Annotated in this window: 16 protein-coding genes; all 16 read right to left on the bottom strand. The window is 63.2% G+C overall.

Translation table 11 applies throughout. The features are described from left to right. Positions 1-20: 20 nt before the first annotated feature. The 16 genes from JQM68_RS03570 to JQM68_RS03495 all read right to left on the bottom strand — a co-directional run bounded on the left by JQM68_RS03570 (position 21) and on the right by JQM68_RS03495 (position 17,830). Complete coding sequence (locus tag JQM68_RS03570) at positions 21-713, bottom strand: YggS family pyridoxal phosphate-dependent enzyme (protein WP_235221545.1); 693 nt, start codon at positions 711-713, stop codon at positions 21-23. 32 nt (positions 714-745) lie between these two features. Then, entirely contained in the window at positions 746-2,035 is a 1,290-nt protein-coding gene (locus tag JQM68_RS03565; RefSeq protein ID WP_235221544.1) for an HlyD family efflux transporter periplasmic adaptor subunit, read from the bottom strand. Positions 2,036-2,086: 51 nt separating this feature from the next. After that, on the bottom strand, positions 2,087-2,317 hold the full coding sequence (gene hfq, locus JQM68_RS03560) for an RNA chaperone Hfq (protein ID WP_235221543.1): 231 nt from the start codon (positions 2,315-2,317) through the stop codon (positions 2,087-2,089). 62 nt (positions 2,318-2,379) lie between these two features. Further along, positions 2,380-3,324, bottom strand: coding sequence for a tRNA (adenosine(37)-N6)-dimethylallyltransferase MiaA (gene miaA, locus JQM68_RS03555; RefSeq protein ID WP_235221542.1), 945 nt, complete (start codon positions 3,322-3,324; stop codon positions 2,380-2,382). Between the two features lie 28 nt (positions 3,325-3,352). Beyond that, positions 3,353-3,946 carry an NAD(P)H-dependent oxidoreductase gene (locus JQM68_RS03550; RefSeq protein ID WP_235221541.1) on the bottom strand — a complete coding sequence of 198 codons (594 nt, stop codon included), beginning with the start codon at positions 3,944-3,946 and terminating at the stop codon, positions 3,353-3,355. 23 nt (positions 3,947-3,969) lie between these two features. Further along, positions 3,970-5,961 carry a DNA mismatch repair endonuclease MutL gene (gene mutL, locus JQM68_RS03545; RefSeq protein ID WP_235221540.1) on the bottom strand — a complete coding sequence of 664 codons (1,992 nt, stop codon included), beginning with the start codon at positions 5,959-5,961 and terminating at the stop codon, positions 3,970-3,972. A 28-nt stretch (positions 5,962-5,989) separates the two neighbouring features. Next, on the bottom strand, positions 5,990-6,904 hold the full coding sequence (locus tag JQM68_RS03540; protein WP_235221539.1) for an AEC family transporter: 915 nt from the start codon (positions 6,902-6,904) through the stop codon (positions 5,990-5,992). Between the two features lie 31 nt (positions 6,905-6,935). Continuing rightward, on the bottom strand, positions 6,936-7,643 hold the full coding sequence (locus JQM68_RS03535; protein ID WP_235221538.1) for a CPBP family intramembrane glutamic endopeptidase: 708 nt from the start codon (positions 7,641-7,643) through the stop codon (positions 6,936-6,938). A gap of 40 nt (positions 7,644-7,683) precedes the next feature. Further along, positions 7,684-10,287 (bottom strand): DNA mismatch repair protein MutS, encoded by a 2,604-nt coding sequence (gene mutS / locus JQM68_RS03530; protein WP_235221537.1) that lies wholly within the window; start codon positions 10,285-10,287, stop codon positions 7,684-7,686. Between the two features lie 20 nt (positions 10,288-10,307). Then, positions 10,308-11,135 carry an MBL fold metallo-hydrolase gene (locus JQM68_RS03525; RefSeq protein ID WP_235221536.1) on the bottom strand — a complete coding sequence of 276 codons (828 nt, stop codon included), beginning with the start codon at positions 11,133-11,135 and terminating at the stop codon, positions 10,308-10,310. Between the two features lie 28 nt (positions 11,136-11,163). Continuing rightward, positions 11,164-12,576: a tRNA (N6-isopentenyl adenosine(37)-C2)-methylthiotransferase MiaB gene (gene miaB, locus JQM68_RS03520; protein ID WP_235221535.1), complete on the bottom strand. Its 1,413-nt coding sequence runs from the start codon at positions 12,574-12,576 to the stop codon at positions 11,164-11,166. A gap of 129 nt (positions 12,577-12,705) precedes the next feature. Continuing rightward, complete coding sequence (locus JQM68_RS03515; protein WP_235221534.1) at positions 12,706-12,927, bottom strand: HPr family phosphocarrier protein; 222 nt, start codon at positions 12,925-12,927, stop codon at positions 12,706-12,708. Positions 12,928-13,187: 260 nt separating this feature from the next. Next, positions 13,188-13,883, bottom strand: a complete 696-nt coding sequence (locus JQM68_RS03510) for a coiled-coil domain-containing protein (protein WP_235221533.1) — start codon at positions 13,881-13,883, stop codon at positions 13,188-13,190. Continuing rightward, positions 13,880-14,797: an RluA family pseudouridine synthase gene (locus JQM68_RS03505; RefSeq protein ID WP_235221532.1), complete on the bottom strand. Its 918-nt coding sequence runs from the start codon at positions 14,795-14,797 to the stop codon at positions 13,880-13,882. The genes JQM68_RS03510 and JQM68_RS03505 overlap by 4 nt, the downstream gene beginning before the upstream one ends. After that, entirely contained in the window at positions 14,769-15,269 is a 501-nt protein-coding gene (lspA, locus tag JQM68_RS03500; RefSeq protein WP_235221531.1) for a signal peptidase II, read from the bottom strand. Before lspA ends, JQM68_RS03505 begins: the two co-directional genes overlap by 29 nt. Before the next feature lie 410 nt (positions 15,270-15,679). Next, on the bottom strand, positions 15,680-17,830 hold the full coding sequence (locus JQM68_RS03495) for a polyribonucleotide nucleotidyltransferase (protein WP_235221530.1): 2,151 nt from the start codon (positions 17,828-17,830) through the stop codon (positions 15,680-15,682). Positions 17,831-17,844: the final 14 nt, after the last annotated feature.

The following is a 17,844-nucleotide window of genomic DNA, read 5'->3' as shown; positions in this document are numbered from 1 at the left end:
CCTCCTTGAGGTGTTATTTCTCAAGTGTAGTGGCGGGCTCCGAAAATCGCGGTTCCCACCCGGACCATGTTGGCGCCGCAGCGGATGGCGTCCGCGAAATCGCCGCTCATGCCCATGGAGAGATACTTGAGTTCATTATGGAACAATTTCCTATCGATGTCAACATAAAGTGCCCGAACTTCCTCAAAATACCGCATATTGGTATCCCGATCGGCGTCCGCCGGCGGAATGGTCATCAATCCCAGCACCCGGACATGGCTCCGGGACAAGGCGGCCTCCGCCGCGGCCTCGGTGTCGGCGGGGGCGAAGCCGCTCTTGGCCTCCTCACCGCCCACGTTGACCTCCAGCAGGATGTCCTGTACCAGGCCGCGGTTGGCGGCCACTTTTTCAATCTCGTCCAGCAGCTCCAGAGAGCCCACGGACTGGATGAGGGACACATGGCCCACCACCTGTTTCACCTTGTTCCGCTGGAGGTGGCCGATAAAGTGCAGCGGCGCGCCGTCGTAGGCGTTCTCACTGAGCTTCTGGGTCATCTCCTGGACCCGGTTCTCCCCCAGGGCGTCGATGCCGGCGGCGATGGCCTCCCGGCAGGCGGCGGCGTCATTCATCTTGCTGGCGCCCACCAACGTGATCTCCTCCGGCGCCCGGCCCGCTTCCCTGGCGGCGGCCGCCATTTCTTCCCGCACCCGTGCGATATTTTCCGCGATCGACATGATTCTCTGCCTTCCTTTTCTATAATATGGCGTTAGCCCTTCTGCCCGACGACTTTCCCGTCGTACAGGCCGTTTGCCGTGATAATAACTTCGTCTCCCGGCCGCAGCCGCAGATTCTCCCGGTCCTCCGGGGCAGCGGAGCGCACCAGCAGAAAGCTGCTGCCGTTGTACACGACCTCCACCGGCTTGAAGCGGGCCTCCATGCCCACCACGCAGTACACGCCGGTGGCCTCCTCCGTGACCCGCTCGCCCTCGGAATTGACCGTGACCTTTTCCATCCGCAGCGCCTCCTTGGGCACCCGGATCCCCTCCGTGCTGTCCCAGACCACCTGGGCGCTCTGCTGGCGCAGCAGCGTCAGCCGGGAGAGGCAGGTCTTTCCCTCAAACACCACCACACACCGGCCGTTTTCCTCCGGCCCGATGCGGGAGACCGTCACCGGGAGGTCCCGCTCCACGCTCTTTGCAAAGCGCAGGGTCAGGCTCTTTCCGGCCTTTTTCAGGGCGTCCGACGCCTCCTGCAGCTCCTCCGCGTCCGCGGCGGACATAGAGGCGGCATAGTACCAGGAATCTCCCAAAATCAGCTTCCCCACACCGGAGGAAACCGTGCTGTCCGCCCGGACGGCACTGAGCTGGGAGGGCGTCATGTCCGACAGGCTCTCCGGCGTCAGGACGGTCTCATAGCCGTCCACCACGGCGGAGTACAGCCCCGAGACCGGCGCGGTGACGGTGCGCACGGACCCCGCCGCCTGGGTCTTCAGCTCCTTGATTTGGGCCTGAAGCGCTTCGATCTGGCCGGAGAGGTCCTCGTTTTCCGAATAGGTGTAGTCCCGCTTCAGCACCAGCGCCCGAAGCTGGCTGCCGTACGTCTCGGCCTTGGCCATCCGGTCCGCCGTCAGGCACCGTCGGTATTCCAGGATATTCTGCAGGATCTGGGCGTCCAGCTTCATAGATACCTCGGAGCTGCCCGCCGCGTCCTGGGCGTATTGGAGCTGCTCGACACGGCTTTCCAGAGTGCTGATCTCCGCCTGGCGGTCCAGAGACGACTGGTCGGCATAGACGGACGCCACGGCACCGCCGCGGCTGACCCGCTCGCCCTCTTCCCGCCGGAGCCGCAGCAGCCCGCCGCCGTCATCCTCCAGCACCTGCTCCTGCCGCACCACATAGCCGGACAAGCTGACGCTCTCCTCCACCTGGTAGGTATAGGCCAGGGTGGTAGTCAGCGGGTCCGAGAAATAGAGGTAGCCCTGGAGTCCAAAGTAGGCCAAAAGCCCCAGCGTCACGGCGGCCATCAGTATTTTCATGCCGAGAGAGTTGTTTTTCATGGAATTGCCTCACACTTATGTAACGTACCCCCGGCGCTCCGGACGCACGTATTACGTCTCTTCCTCCCTCAGATCCACAGGCCGGACCGGAGCGATGGTGGAAATGGCGTGCTTGTAAATGACCTGCTGCCGGCCCTCGCTGTCCAGAATGACCACAAAGGCATCGAACCCGGTGATGACGCCCCGCATCTGGAAGCCGTTCATCAGGAACATGGTCACCGGCAGCTTGTCCCGCTTGGCCCGAAGAAGAAAGATGTCCTGTAAATTCGCTTTGTTCTGCATATCGTCCGCTCCTTTTTTCTTTGTGGGTCGGACGATCGTTTCCTGTTTCGTCCGCCTTAGGGCTAGGATACGCCCTCGGCGGTCAGGATTTCCGTCGAAACCTGTAGGGCCCGCGCAAAATCCCGTTCTTTTTCCCATTCGATCCAGTGGATGGCCGGATTCCGCCGCAGCCAGGTGAGCTGGCGCTTGGCGTACTGCCGGGAGCGGAGCTTCACCTCCGCCAGGGCCTCCGTCTCGGTGGCGGCGCCCTCCAGCACTCCCAAAAACTCCTTGTAGCCGATGGCCTGGAGGGATGTGGCGTCCCGGGGCAGGCCGCTTGCCAGCAGCGCCCGGACCTCCTCCACCAGGCCCTCCTCCGCCATCTTGTCCACCCGGCGGTCGATGAGGGCCTTCATATCCTCCCGGTCGGCGAACCGCAGGCCGATCCACACGGCGTCGTACCGGGGCGGCAGGTCGCACGTCTCCGCGTTGTGGGCGGTGATGGTCTTGCCCGTCTCCAGATAAACCTCCAGTGCCCGGAGGATGCGCTTTTCATCCGCCGGATGCAGCCGTTTTGCCGCCTCCGGGTCCACCTGCCGCAGCTCCTCCAGCAGAGGCCCGATGCCCTCCGCCTCCAGCCGCTCCTGCAGCGTTTTCCGCACCTCGCCCCCGGCGTGGCCCCCGGCAAAGCCGTGGCCCTTCACCACCGCGTCCAGCCACAGCCCGGTGCCGCCCACCAGAACGGGCAGCTTTCCCCGGGCCAGGATGTCGTCAATGATGGGGATGGCGGTTTCGGCGTACCGGGCGGCGGACCACTGCTCCGACGGGTCGGCCACCGCCACCATGTGGTGGGGCACGCCGTCCATCTCTTTTTCCGTCGGGGCGGCGGTGCCGATGGTCATACCCCGGTAAATTTGCATGGAATCGGCGGAGACCACTTCCCCGTTGAACTTTTTCGCGAGCAGCACGCCCAGCGTGGTCTTGCCGCAGGCCGTAGGCCCCACGACGCAGACGATCTTCGGCGCCATGGTCTCCCTCCTCTCCCAATCTGCTGTCTCAGGATTCCGCCGCCAGACTGCGGGCCAGAGCGCAGGACGCCGTCAGCGTCTCCTCCGCCGTATCCGGGCAGGCGTCCAGCCCTCCGGCAAACACGTAGTCGAACCGGGGGATGCCGAACATGGCGGCCAGCTGCCGCCAATAGGTCACACCCACGCTGTCCTCCCGCTCGAAGTCGCCGCCGGAGGTGAGGTACACCAGCTGCCGGGCCTTACAGTCGCCGTGGCAGCCGGTTTCGTCGTAGTGGTAGGTCAGGCCGTTGGCGGAGATATACTCAATATACGTCCGCAGCGCCGCCGGAAAGCTTAGATCCCAGAAGGGCGCCGCCACCACGATTCCGTCCGCTCCCCGGAACTGCCGGGCAAGGCTGAACACCGGCGCGTCCCAGGCCCCCACGGAGGCCAGGGCGTCCCGCTCGTTCAGCATTTCCGCGTCAAAGGGCCTCAGCGCCAGCAGCGTCTCCGGCAGGACGGTCTCAATTTCGGCCTCCGGGTGTTTTTCCCGGAACGCCGCCAAAAACGTATCCGCCAGCTTTTTTGTCCTGGAGTTCTCTCCCCGCTGGCTGATACAGCAGTCCACAAACAAGAGCTTCACAGTCTGTTCCCCCTTGCATGGTATTATGCCCGCTTAAACATTTTCTCCAATTCGTACTTGGTGAGCTTCACCGCCACGGGCCGCCCGTGGGGGCAGTAGCGCACCTCGCCGCTCTGGACCTTTTCCACCAGCACTTTCAGCTCCGAAATGTCGCTGGTCCAGCCGCCCTTGATGGCGGCTTTGCAGGCCATGGTGTGCAGCAGGTTTTCCCGCTTCTCCTCCAAACTCTTGCCGCTGCGGAGGTTTTCCGCGAACTCCTCCAGGGTGGAGACGGCATCTCCGGCGTCGATGTCCGCCGGGACCTCACGCACCAGAATGGCGCCGTCGCCGAAATCCTCGCAGGCAAATCCGAACTGCTCCAGCAGGTCCAGATTCTCCAGCAGCAGCGCCCCATCCTCCCGGGAGAGCTCCGCCGCGATGGGCTGCAGCAGCGTTTGACGCATGGGCGGCTCCTTGGCGGCCTTCAGGCGGTCGAAGTTGACGCGCTCATGGGCGGCGTGCTTGTCGATGAGCCACACGCAGCCATCGGCGCTCTCACAAATAATATAGGTATGCAGCACCTCGCCGGCAATGCGCCAGGGGGCCTCCTTGGGCGGCTCAATGGTGGTCTGCCCCGGCAGATCCAGCTTTTGTTGGTCCGCCGGGATAGCGGGCACGAAGGGGCGCTTCGGCGCCTCCGGCTTCGCAGGCGCTTCTTTTTCAACCGGCGCTTCCCGGACAGGCGGGGCCTCCCGCCGCTCCGCCACCGACGCCGGGGGCTTTCCAAAGGCCGCCCCCGCCGGCTTCTCCAAGGGCCGGAAGCTCAGGGGTCTTTGGGGCTGGCTGTCCGCCACCCGGGCGGAGGACTTCCACTCCGTATCCCAGGCAGGCCGGGCCGGGGCAGCGGGCCGCACCGGAGGCTTTTCCGCCGCCTTTTCCGTATTCTTTGCCCCCTGTTCCCGGTAAGTTTTGGCGTCCATGGACTGGAAAAAGTCCTGCCGGGGATTCACCACCCGCTCCACGGGCTTGCTGGCCGCCGCAGGCGCGCCCTTGGCGTCCAGGCAGTCCAGCACGGTGTGGTACACCGCGTCAAACACCTCCCGCTCCCGGGCGAATTTCACCTGGGTCTTGGCGGGATGGACGTTGACGTCCACCGCCGTCACCGGCAGCGTCACGCTCAGCACGCAGCCGGGGAACTTCCCCTTCATGATCTGGTTGCGGTAGCCCTCCTCCAGGGCCGCCGTCAGGAGCTGGGACTTGATGAACCGCCCGTTGACGAAGAACACCTGCATGGACCGGGAGCCCCGGCCCATCAGCGGCGCGGTGACGAAGCCGCTGACGGCGATGTAGCCGCCCCGACCCTCCACGCTCACCAGTCCCCGGGCGAAATCCCGGCCCAGGGCGGCGTAGACGGCGGACTCCAGCTTCCCGTCGCCGGGGGTGTGGAGGCTCTCCGCGCCGTCCTTGATGAACTTAAAGGACACATCAGGATGGCTCAGCGCCAGATGCTGCATCAGTCCCGCCACGGCAGCGGTCTCGGCGCTGTCCTTCCGCATGAATTTCAATCTCGCAGGAGTGTTGTAGAACAGGTCCCGGACGGTGATGGCGGTGCCCTCCGGGGCGCCCGCCTCCTCCACCTGACCGGGCACGCCGCCCTCCAGGTGCAGTGATGCGCCGCAGTCCGCGCCCTTCCGCCGGGTCAGAATGTCCACCCGGCTGACGGCGGAGATGGCCGCCAGAGCCTCGCCCCGGAAGCCCAGGGTCCCGATCTTCCCCAGGTCGTCCGCCGTGCGCATCTTGCTGGTGGCATGGCGCAGGAAGGCCGTGGGCAGCTCGCCGGGGGCGATGCCGCAGCCGTTGTCCGTCACCCGGATCATCCCCATGCCGCCCCGCCGGATCTCCACCACCACGGCGGAGGAACCCGCGTCGATGGCGTTCTCCACCAGCTCCTTCACCACGCTGGCCGGCCGCTCCACCACCTCACCGGCAGCGATCAGGTCCGCCACATGGGGTGCCAGTTGTTCAATATGAGGCATGTCATCCACCTCCGGGCATTCAAATCGTTTACAGCAGCAGCGCCGACACCACCGGGATAGTGATGATGGACGCCAGGGTCGTCAAAAACGTGATCTGGGCCATACAATCCGTATCGCCGCCGTATTCCAGGCTCAGCATGGTGCCGTTCACCGCCGTGGGCATGGCCATCAGCACAACGGCAACCCCCGCCACCATGGGCGGCTCCACATGCATCCAGGTTAAAATCACCCACAGCAGGGTGGGCATCCCCAGCAGGCGCACCGCCGAGAGCACCCACAGCCGGGGCGATGCGAACACTTGTCTGGCCGGCAGGCCCGCCAACAGGGAGCCCACCACCAGCAGGGACAGAGGCACTGTCACATCCCCCACAAAGCCCAGGCATTCCCCCAGGATGGCGGGCAGTCCGATGTGGCTCAGGGCCACCACCAGGGCAATGACCGCGGCGATGATACAGGGCGAGGTCAGCTGCCGCCAGCGGAACCGGCCCTTCCCGGCCAGCATCAGGGGCCCCAGGGAGTAGGACAGCAGGTTGAAGGGCAGCACCAGAATGACGGCGTAAAACAGCGCCTCCGGCCCGAACAGGGACACCGACACGGGATAGCCGATAAACGCCATGTTGGGGAACATCAGGGTATAGCGCCAGACGCCCTTCTGCTTGTCGGTGCCGCCCAGAAACCGGGGAAAGATCACAGTGATCAGGATCTCCATCCCGTAAAATACCGCCGCCACCTTCAAAACGGCCAAGATCTCCGCCGTGCCGGGGAGGGTGTCGCCGTCGGCCACCGCCGCCACGATCATGCACGGCATGGTGATATTCAAAATGATCTTGCAGATCTTCTGGTCGATCTCCCCTCCCAGGTACCCAAGCCGGTTGGCCAGATACCCCAGGGCCATAGCGAACAGCAGGATCAGCATCTCCTGAAACACATCAAAAAAACCCATTGTACTTCCGCTCTCTTATCTCTCTGGAATGTTATAACATCGCCCACGTGCTCAGGGCGTTAGCCGCGGCATGCAGGGCAATGGAGGACCACAGTGTCCCGCTGTGGTCATAGGCCCAGGCCAGGACCAGCCCAGGCACCAGGTATTGGATCATCAGCAAAAAGTAGGTGACGTCCTGCTTCACCACGGCAAACTGCCATACATGAAGCAGCGCGAACAGCAGGCAGCTCACCGCATAGGCCAAAGCCCGGCTCTTGCTCTTTAAGTTTCCGAACACCAGCCCCCGGAACAGTACCTCCTCCACGAAGGGCGCCAGAAAAATGACGATCAGCAGCGTCATATGGGGCGCGTCGTCGATCTGGGCGGAAATCGTGGTATCGTTGAGGTTGGTGCGGTTGGTAAAAATCAGGTTGGTGAGCCGGTACACCAGCTCATTCAGGCCGTACAGCCCCACCAGTCCCACCGCCGCCGACTTGCAGGCAAGGCCCAGGTTGTCCAGCAGACGCCGGGAGGTCCGGGCGAGAAAGCCGTGGAAAATGATGAGGGTCACCGCGAACAGGATGTAGTAGTACAGGATGTTCCGCATGGCACCGGAAATGGTCGTGTCCAGCAGCCGCTCCGCCAGGTTGAACAGAGGCGTGGTGACGAAGGGCAGCACCAGCAGGTAGATGACGAAAAACACCACGCCCGCGATCTGCTCCCCGTAAGTCATGTAAGTTGTCGATTTGCGTTTTGCCATAGAACCTCCTGTGTATGCCGGAACTCCGGCCTCAGTTCTCCTACTTTAACTTCTGCTTCAGCTCATACAAAAGGCTCATCGCCTCGATGGGCGTCAGCGTGTCCGGCTGACAGCGGCGCAGCGCGTCCAGCACCTCGCCCTCGCCGATAGCGTCCAGCGACACCTGGTCCGCTTCTTTCCGTGCCGCCACATACTGGACGCCGTTCTCCGCCTCCAGCTCCGCCAGCACCGCCTTGGCCCGCTGGACCACCTTGTCCGGCAGTCCCGCCAGCTTTGCGACTTCGATGCCGTAACTCCGGTCGGCCCCGCCGGGGACGATCTTCCGCAGGAAGATGATGTCCTCCCCCCGGGCCTTCACCGCGATGGAGTAATTCACCGTGCCGGGCAATGTGTTCTCCAGCTCCGTCAGCTCATGGTAATGGGTAGCGAACAGCGTCTTGGCGCCCAAGGTCTTTTTGTCGGCGCAGTATTCCAGTACCGCCCGGGCAATGGACATACCGTCGAATGTGGACGTGCCCCGGCCGATCTCGTCCAAAATCAGCAGGGAGTTCTTCGTGGCGTGGTGCAGGATGTCGGAGACCTCCGTCATCTCCACCATAAAAGTAGACTGTCCGGCGCTGAGGTCATCGGACGCGCCGATGCGGGTGAAGATGCGGTCCACCACGCCGATGTGGGCGTATTTTGCCGGGACAAAAGACCCCATCTGGGCCATCAGCACGATCAGCGCCACCTGGCGCATGTAGGTGGATTTACCCGCCATGTTGGGGCCGGTGATGATGGCCACCCGGCCCTCCTTCTCCCCCATGAACGTGTCGTTGGGGACGAACAGGCTGTCTTTCAGCACCCGCTCCACCACCGGGTGGCGCCCCTCGTTGATCTCAATGACCCCGGACTCGTCCACGTCGGGGCGGCAGTAGTTGTTCCGCACCGCCACAGCAGCAAAGGACGCCAAGGCGTCGGCCTCCGCCACAGCTGCGGCGGTCTTCTGGATACGGGGCGCGGCGGCGGAGATCTCCTCCCGCAGGGCCGTGAACAGCTCGTATTCCAGGGCCACTACCCGCTCGGAGGCGGTCAGGATCTCATGCTCCAGGTCCTTCAGCTCCTGGGTGATGTACCGCTCGCCGTTCACCAATGTCTGCTTGCGGATGTAGGTCTCCGGCACCTGGTCCTTAAAGGAGTTTGACACCTCGATGTAGTACCCGAACACCTTGTTGTAGCCGATTTTCAGCGTGCGGATGCCGGTGGCCTCCTTCTCCTTGGCCTCCATCTCCGCGATGACGCTCTTGCCGCCTTTCAGGATGTGCCGCAGGCGGTCCACTTCCCCGTTGAAGCCGTCCCGGATGAAGCCGCCCTCCCGGACGGAGAACGGCGGCTCGTCGCAGATGGTATCCGCGATACGCGCCCCGATGTCCTCCAGGGTATCCAGCTCCGCCGTCAGCTCCGACAGGCGGCGGTCATTCAGCGATGCCAGCTGTTCCTTGACGGCAGGCAGTTTTTCAATGGCCGCCCGGAGGGACGCCATGTCCCGTCCGCCCGCCGTGCCGTAGACGATGCGGCCGATGAGCCGCTCCATATCGCCCAGGCCCGTCATGGCGGCGATGAGCTCCTCCCGGACGATGGTGTTGTCCACCAGCGCCGCCACCGCGGAATTACGCTTGCAGATGGCGGTGACGGACAGCAGAGGCCGCTCCAGCCAGGAGCGCAGGCACCGGGCGCCCATGGGGGTCTTGGTCTTGTCCAGCACCCACAGCAGGCTCCCCTTCTTCTCCTTGCCCCGGAGGGTCTCCGTCAGCTCCAGGTTCCGCCGTGCCGTCAGGTCCAGCTCCATGAACCGGCCCTGCTCGTAGTAATCCAGGTCGTTGATGTGGCTCAGGTCAGTCTTCTGCGTCTCATATAAATAATTCAGCAGTCCGCCCAGGGCCATGGCCGCCGCCGGATTCCCGGCGGGCAGGCGCTTCTGGGCCTCCTCCCCGAACTGTTTGCGAATATTCTTCTCCGCCTCGTTCAGCAGGAACCGTCGCTCGCCGCCATTCTCCACCCGGCAGGAGAACTTGTCCCGCAGGGCTTCCACCAGGGCTCTTTCCGCGTAGGCGCCGTCGTTCAGAATGGCCTCCGCCGGGGAAAAACGCCCCAGCTCGTTGATGACGTGCTCCACCCGGTCCTTGCCGGAAAAAGCCGTCAGGTGGGCCTTGCCGGTGGTGATGTCGCAGAAGGCAACACCGGCAGACCGGGAGTCCATGTAAATGCCGCAGAGGAAATTGCTGGCCTTGTCGTCGAGACACGCGGCGTCGATGACCGTACCCGGCGTCACCACCCGGATGATGTCCCGCTTCACTAGCCCCTTGGCGGTGGCGGGGTCCTCCATCTGCTCGCAGATGGCCACCTTGTAACCCTTGGCGATGAGCCGGGCGATGTAAGACTCGCTGGCGTGGTAGGGGATGCCGCACATGGGCACCTTCTCCTCCGGCGCCTTCTTGGGGTCCTTATCCCGGGAGGTCAGCGTCAGGTCCAGCTCCTTAGAGGCCAGCTTGGCGTCGTCGGCGAACATCTCATAGAAGTCGCCCAGCCGGAAAAACAGGATGGAATCCGGGTTGTCCCGCTTGATCTCCAGGTATTGCTTCATCATGGGGGTCAATTCCGCCATGTGGTGTCACCGTCTTTCTCTCAAATCTCCACGATACCGCCGCCGCTCATGTGCCGCAGGCGGTCCCCCAGGATGGCGTGCAGCCGCTCATATGCGTACTCCCCGGTGCAGTGTCCGGTGTAGTACACCGTCTCCCCATCCAGCAGGGCTTTGCCGGTGTCGTCGATGAGCCTGGCGCTCTCCGGGTCCGCCGGGTCCAGCTCAAAGAAGTGGAAGCCGCCGAACACGGCGTCCGGCAGGCGGCCCAGCCGCTCTCTGGCTCCCGCCAGGATGTTGACGATGCCCCGGTGGGCGCAGCCAGCGAACAGCACGGACTTGCCCCACGCCGTCACCAGCAGGTTCTGCTCATGGGTGAAGGGGTCAGGCCGCAGGCCCTCCGGCGTCTCCACGTGGAGCTTGGCGCTGGCGGCCAGGGCGGGAAATACCTCCGGCTCGTCGGAAAACAGCGTCAGCTCATCGTCCAGCTTCAAAAAATCCGCCGTGGGGATGACCCGGCTCTCCAGCTCCCACAGCTCGGGGTCCAGGCCGATGTACGCCGGCTCTTTTCCGGGCCGCACCGCGTAAAAGTTGCCGAAGGCGTCGGTGTGGATGAGGATGTCGGCCCGGCTGTTGACCTCGCTGAAGGCCCGCAGGCCGCCGCCGTGGTCAAAGTGTCCGTGGGACAGCACCGCGACGTCCACGGCGCTCAGGTCCACGCCCAGCTTTTGGGCGTTCCCGATAAACCGCCCGTCCGGGCCCATGTCGAACAAAATCTTATGCTTGGGGGTCTCGATGTACAGGCTCAGCCCGTGGGCGGCGCACAGCCCCGCGTCACAGGCGGTATTTTCCAGCAGAGTAACGATTTTCAAGGCATTCACTCTCCGTTCCGCCGTTTCCTCAGACCACTTCGCCGTACAGCGCCCAGGTGTTGCTGTCCGTGACCTTCACGTCGATGAACCGCCCGATCAGGCTCTCGTCCCCCTTGAGACGCACCAGCCGGTTGCCCTCGGTACGGGACGCCAGGGGGAAGTGCTCGTCGTCGCTCCTGCCGTCCACCAGCACCCGGACAGTCTTGCCCACATACGCCGCGTGGAGGGCGGCGGACTGGCCGTTCTGCACCTCCAGCAGCTTGTCGAACCACTTCTGCTTCTCCTCCCGGCTGGCCGGGTCCGGCATTTCCGCCGCCTTGGTGCCGGGCCGGGGGCTGTAAATAAAGGTGAACAGGGCGTCAAAGCCCACTTCCTGCACCAGGGACACGGTGTCCATGGCCTCCGCCTCGGTCTCACCGGGGAAGCCGATGATGACGTCGGAGGTCAGCACCAACCCCGGCATGACGCTCTTGGCGTAGTTCACCAAATCCAGATACTGCTGCCGGGTGTACCGCCGGTTCATCTCCTTCAGCACCCGGTCATTGCCGGACTGGAAGGGCAGGTGGAGCTGCTTGGCGACGTGAGAACACCGGGCCATGGTGTCGAACAGCTTCTTCGTGGCGTCCTTGGGGTGGCTGGACATGAACCGGATGAGATATTCTCCCGGGATCTTGTCAATGTCCGCCAGCAGGTCCGCGAAATCATAGCCCAGATTCAGGTCGTTGCCGTAGGAGTTGACGTTCTGGCCCAGCAGGGTAATGTCCTTGTACCCCGCCTCCACCAGCTCCCGCACTTCCTGCAGCACACACTGAGGGTCCCGGCTCCGCTCCCGGCCCCGGACGTAGGGCACGATGCAGTAGGAGCAGAAGTTGTTGCAGCCGTACATAATGGAGACCCAGGCCTTCACACCCTTCTCCCGCACCACGGGGATGCCCTCGGCAATCGTCCCGTGCTCGTCGTCCACGGAGAACACCCGCTTGCGGCTCTCGTAGACCTGCCAGAGAAGCTCCGGGAACTTCCAGAGGGCATGGGGCCCGAACACCAGGTTCACCAGGGGATAAGACTTTTTGATGCGCTGGGAAACACGGGGCTCCTGGGCCATGCAGCCGCACAGGGCAATGACCATCTCCGGGTTTTCCTTTTTGGCATGGGTCAGGGCGCCCAGGTTGCCGAACACCCGGTCCTCGGCGTGCTCCCGGACGGCGCAGGTATTCAGGATGACCAGGTCGGCCTCGGCGGGCTTGTCCGTGAAGGTGAAGCCGCAGGCGGCCAGCATCCCCATCAGCTTCTGGCCGTCGGCCACGTTCTGCTGGCAGCCGAAGGTGTCCACACAGGCCACGGGATGGGCCTCCCGTGCGGCGAACATGGCCTTGATTTTATTTTCAAACTCCCGCTGGCGGTCCAGCTCCGCCGGGGATACCAATACTTCCTTGCGTTCCAAGTTATTTTCCTCCGAAATGCAGATACTTTAACTGAAATATCATAGCATAAAAGCAGAAAAAGCACAAGAACGAAAAGCGAAGTCCCGGCGGTGGCAGCCGCCGGGACTTCGCTTTTCGAAAATTGTCTTTTACACCATTTTGTCGACCAGCTTGCTGAAGCTGCGGGGGTTCACATTATCCTCCGCCACAACGGAGGCACGCCTGCCCACCAAGCTCAGAATACCCAGCAGGGACCGGGCGTCCAGCATTACGGTATCGGTGCTCAGCCAGACCTCATAGGGAGCCTCGCTGGCCAGTTCGCTGATCTTCACAGCCTGGTCTTTGGTCTTAATATCGATCACTTTCGTCATAGTTATCCATTCCTTCTTGTCTTGCAGAGTTTGCTTCCGCTGTTCCCGGCGGACGGCATCATCTTAGCAGGCCATTTCCGGAACTTCAATCGCAATACTATTCAGAATTATGTTAAGTAATCGTTTGCTTTTTGTGCAATATACATTTTTCTATCTGAATCCTGCTCCCCGTTTTCTGAATCCTGCCCCCTTTTGCCATGCAAAAGCCCCGCCGAAAACGGCGGGGCCTGCTTTGTTCTTTATGGTGCCGTATCCGAAAATCAGCTTTCCGCGGCCCCCCGTATCCGGACGATCTCCTCGCCCAATTCCTCGTCCAGCTCCCGGCCGGCAGCCTCCGGGTCGAAGCAGAAAGCCTCCGGACAGCCGCAGGCGTACAGCAGCCGGAAATAGCCGCTGCGGTACACCTCCGCCCGGCTTTGGGCGGCAACGGGCCCCAGAAGCGTTCCGGCGGCAGCCAGCCGTGCCTCTCCCGGCGCCGCCTCCAGGTCAGCGAGGGAAAAGGCGTTCAGGTCCAGCATACAGTCCGCCTGATCCTCCACAGCGCGCACAAAAGTGTCCACCAGGTCCCTGTCCTCCTGATACAAAAGCGCTTCCTTCTGCTGCTCCGCCAAGGTGCGCAGTTCCGTCTCCCAGGCTCTAGAATAAGCGTCCGCCACTGTGCGCATGGCGGCGGTGGTGCCGCAGTCCCAGTACCGCCCATTGTCAAAAAAGTCGTCGATGGGATTGTGCGCTTCCGGGGAGGCATCGCTGCTCTCATCCGTTTCCTCCGCTGTCTGCCCGGAGGCCTGCTCCGCCAGCGCCTGGGTGAGCCGCCGGTTCTCCTCCTGCAAGGTCTGGTTTTTGGCGGTCAGGGACGCGTTCTCAGCCCGCAATGCGTCCACTTCCGCCGTGCCGCCGCAGGCGGTCAGAAATAGAGCCATCAGCGCAGCCGCGCCTGTCACGACCCATCTCTTCATCTCCGCGCCTCCAGTTTCCGAAGCTGGTTCTGAAATTCCTCCGGCAGTTCGCAGTGCAGCTCCACCGCCTCCCCTGTCCGGGGATGGAGGAACCGCAGCCCCACGGCGTGAAGGCACTGGCCATGAAGCCCCGGCACGGGCTTTTTGTTCCCGTACACCGTGTCTCCCAGAATGGGGTGGCCGATATGGGCCATATGCACCCGGATCTGGTGGGTCCGCCCGGTCTCCAGGCGGCACTCCACGTAGCAAAAGCCCTGGAACCGCTCCAGCACCCGCCAGTGGGTGACGGCGGGGCGGCCGTTCGCCGCAACCGCCATCTTTTTCCGGTCCACGGGATGCCGCCCGATGGGCGCGTCCACAGTCCCCGCGTCCTCCCGCAGGTTTCCCACCACGATGCAGTGGTAGATGCGAGCCAGGGTGTGGTCCTGCAATTGCGCCGCCAATCTTTGGTGGGCAAAATCGTTCTTCGCCGCGATGATCAGCCCGGAGGTGTCCCGGTCGATGCGGTGGACGATGCCGGGCCGCAGCTCTCCGCCGACACCGGACAGGCTGTCCCCGCAGTGGTACAGCAGGGCATTCACCAGCGTCCCATCGGGGTGTCCGGGCGCCGGATGGACGACTAACCCCTTGGGCTTGTTCACCACGATGACGTCGTCGTCCTCGTACACCACGTTCAGTGGGATGTCCTGAGGCGTCACGTCCACCGGCTCCGGCTCGGGCAGAGCGACTTCCAGCGTCTCCGACCCTGTCAGCTTGTAGTTCTTCGCCAGGGGCTTCCCGCCGCAGGTCACCCGGCCCTCCTCCAGCAGCCGCTGGGCGGCGGAGCGGGTCACGTCCTCCAGATTCGCCGCCAGCCAGGCGTCCACCCGCCGGCCCGCGTCCTCCTTATTCGGTTGGAGCGTCAGCTTCTCCATGGGTCTTGTCCTTTTTGTCGTATTTTTCATAGAGCCATAAGTAGTAGATGGCCCCCATGATGCAGCCGCAGACAATGCAGCAGTCGGCGATGTTGAACACCGGGTAATTGATGAACTGGAAGTCGAACATATCCACCACATAGCCCAGCCGCACCCGGTCGATGATATTCCCCAGCCCGCCGGAGATGATGAGAAACCCGGCGGCCACGCCGAAGGGATGCCGCACAACGCGCCGCACCAGCGCCGCGGCCACTACCGCCACGATGCAGCAGGTGACGGCCACCAGCAGCCACCGCATCCCGGAAAAGCTGGACCAGGCGGCGCCGTAGTTGTGGACGGTGCGCAGCTGCATGAAGCCCGGCAGGAACGGCATCGTCTCCCCCAGAGGCAGGTTCACGGTGATCCAGTGCTTGAACCACTGGTCCAGCCCCAGCAGTCCCAGCCCCAGGGCACCAAAAACAGCATATAACATGAAAAGTCTCCTTCTAAATGCTATGGATTATATGATGTAGGTAGTTTACACGCTTTCCCGGGGAAATGCAACCACACGCAAAAACGGACGCCTTCCGGCGTCCGTTTTTTCAGGAAAGGGTCTGGGGAAAACCTGCGGTTAGCACCGTTGCGGCGTTACGATTCCCGGCTCCTGCCGGAGCCGCCAATCGTGCCGCTGCCTCGAAAGCGGCTCGCTTCTTCCGCCACAGGCGGCGCTTCGCCGCTTTCCCCCAGTTCTTTTGCCGGCGGCAAAAGAAAGAATTTAATCATTTTCGGCAGGACATGCGCCTGCCGAAAATTCCTCGACCCAGCCGCCGGAGGCGGCGTTCACCAGTGACCGACGTCACTGGTGGTGGGGGTTCTAAAGGGGGAGCCTGCTCCCCCTTTATCTCATTTCACCCGCTCGCCGTTGGCTTCCTTGGCGGCGATCTCTTTCATGGCGTCCTTGTGAGAGAGGTTCACGCGGCCCTTCTCGTCGATGTCGGTGACCTTGACCCACATCATGTCGCCGATCTTGCAGGCGTCCTCCACCTTCTCGATGCGGTGGTCGGCCAGCTTGGAGATGTGCACCAGGCCGTCCTTGCCGGGAGCCAGCTCCACGAAGGCGCCGAAAGTCATCAGACGCACCACACGGCCGTAGTACAGCTTGCCGATCTCAGGCACGAACACGATGTCGTCGATACACTTCTTGGCGGCGTCGCAGGAGGCGGCGTCAGCGGAGGCGATGAAGATAGAGCCGTCGTCGTTGATGTCGATCTTGGCGCCGGTGTCGGCCACGATCTTCTGGATGACGCTGCCGCCCTTGCCGATGACGTCCCGGATCTTGTCGGGATCGATGTGCATGGTGATCATCTTGGGGGCGTACTTGCTGACCTCCTTCCGGGGCTCGGCGATGCAGGGCAGCATGATCTGGTCCAGGATCTGCACCCGGGCGTCGTAGGTGATGTCCAGAGCGTTCTTGATGATCTCCATGGTGAGGCCGTCGTTCTTCAGGTCCATCTGAATGGCGGTGATGCCCTTCTTGGTGCCGGCCACCTTGAAGTCCATCTCGCCGTGGAAGTCCTCCACGCCCTGGATGTCGATGAAGGTAGTGAAGGAGCCGTCGTCGTCCTGAATGAGGCCGCAGGAAATGCCGGCAACGGGGGCCTTGATGGGCACGCCGGCGTCCATTAGAGCCAGGGTGGAACCGCAGATGGAGCCCTGGGAGGTAGAGCCGTTGGAGGAAACGACCTCAGACACCACGCGGATAGCGTAGGGGAACTCCTCCACGGAGGGGATCACGGGCAGCAGGGCACGCTCGGCCAGGGCGCCGTGACCGATCTCGCGGCGGCCGGGAGAACGGGCGGGCTTGGCCTCGCCGACGGAGTAGCCGGGGAAGTTGTAGTGGTGCATATAGCGCTTCTCGGTCTCTTCCCAGATGGTGTCCAGCTTCTGGTTGGCGGACAGGGTGTCCAGGGTGCAGACGGAGAGGACCTGGGTCTGGCCGCGGGTGAACAGGCCGGAGCCGTGGACCCGGGGCAGCACGCCCACCTCGGCGTCCAGGGGACGGATCTCGTTCTTCTGGCGGCCGTCCACGCGGTGGCCCTCCAGCAGCCATGCCTTGACGATCTTCTTCTGGAACTTGTAGGTGATCTCCTCCAGGTACTGGTCCATGTCGGGGTGGGTGTCGAGATACTTCTCATGCCACTTCTCGATCATGGCGTTCCAGCGGGCCTCCCGGACGTTCTTGTCGTCGGTATCCATGGCGGCCTTGGCCTCGTCCATGAAGTTTGCGACGATGTCGTCAAACAGCTCCTGGTCGAAGGAGGCGTGGGGATAGTCGAACTTGGGCTTGCCGATCTCAGCGACCATCTGGTTGATGAGGGCGATCTGCTTCTGGTTCTCCTCATGGGCCTGCCGGATGGCCTCGAACATGACGTCGTTGGGCACCTCGTTGGCGCCGGCCTCGATCATGACCACCTTCTTGCCGGTGGAGACCACGGTGACGTCCAGGTCGGAGACCTTCCGCTGCTCGCTGGTGGGGTTGAACACCAGCTTGCCGTCCACCAGGCCCACCTTCAGGGCGCCCACGGGTCCGTTCCAGGGGATGTCGGAGATGGCCAGGGCAGCGGAGGTGCCGATCAGGGCGGCGATCTCGGGAGAGCAGTCGTGGTCCACGCTCATGACGGTGGCCATGATGGACACGTCATTGCGGAAGTCGTAGGGGAACAGGGGGCGGATGGGGCGGTCGATGACGCGGGCGGTCAGGATGCCCTTCTCACCGGGGCGACCCTCACGGCGGTTGAAGCTGCCGGGGATGCGGCCCACGGAGTACATCTTCTCCTCAAAGTCCACGCTCAGGGGGAAGAAGTCGATGCCGTCCCGGGGACGGGCGGAGGCGGTGGCGCACACCAGCACGCGGGTGTCGCCGTAGCCCACCATGACGGCGGCGTTGGCCAGCTCAGCCAGCTTGCCCACCTCCAGGGTCAGGGGACGGCCGGCCAGTTCCATCTCATACTTGTGGTAACCGGGGAACTGTCTGCGGGTGATAATGGTTGACATGATCTTGCTCCTTT

This window comes from Oscillibacter valericigenes (assembly GCF_021531435.1).
Lineage (GTDB): Bacteria > Bacillota > Clostridia > Oscillospirales > Oscillospiraceae > Oscillibacter > Oscillibacter valericigenes_B.
Note: the sequence above shows the minus strand (reverse complement) of the source record. Positions and strands in the feature narration are given on the sequence as shown.

Coding starts and splice junctions, on each gene's coding strand:
- JQM68_RS03565 (WP_235221544.1), bottom strand. CDS start 2,035: ATGAAAAACAACTCTCTCGGCATGAAAATACTGATGGCCGCCGTGACG.
- miaA (WP_235221542.1), bottom strand. CDS start 3,324: ATGGCGCCGAAGATCGTCTGCGTCGTGGGGCCTACGGCCTGCGGCAAG.
- hfq (WP_235221543.1), bottom strand. CDS start 2,317: ATGCAGAACAAAGCGAATTTACAGGACATCTTTCTTCTTCGGGCCAAG.
- JQM68_RS03535 (WP_235221538.1), bottom strand. CDS start 7,643: ATGGCAAAACGCAAATCGACAACTTACATGACTTACGGGGAGCAGATC.
- JQM68_RS03495 (WP_235221530.1), bottom strand. CDS start 17,830: ATGTCAACCATTATCACCCGCAGACAGTTCCCCGGTTACCACAAGTAT.
- JQM68_RS03540 (WP_235221539.1), bottom strand. CDS start 6,904: ATGGGTTTTTTTGATGTGTTTCAGGAGATGCTGATCCTGCTGTTCGCT.
- mutL (WP_235221540.1), bottom strand. CDS start 5,961: ATGCCTCATATTGAACAACTGGCACCCCATGTGGCGGACCTGATCGCT.
- mutS (WP_235221537.1), bottom strand. CDS start 10,287: ATGGCGGAATTGACCCCCATGATGAAGCAATACCTGGAGATCAAGCGG.
- JQM68_RS03515 (WP_235221534.1), bottom strand. CDS start 12,927: ATGACGAAAGTGATCGATATTAAGACCAAAGACCAGGCTGTGAAGATC.
- lspA (WP_235221531.1), bottom strand. CDS start 15,269: ATGTTATATGCTGTTTTTGGTGCCCTGGGGCTGGGACTGCTGGGGCTG.
- JQM68_RS03510 (WP_235221533.1), bottom strand. CDS start 13,883: ATGAAGAGATGGGTCGTGACAGGCGCGGCTGCGCTGATGGCTCTATTT.
- JQM68_RS03570 (WP_235221545.1), bottom strand. CDS start 713: ATGTCGATCGCGGAAAATATCGCACGGGTGCGGGAAGAAATGGCGGCC.
- JQM68_RS03505 (WP_235221532.1), bottom strand. CDS start 14,797: ATGGAGAAGCTGACGCTCCAACCGAATAAGGAGGACGCGGGCCGGCGG.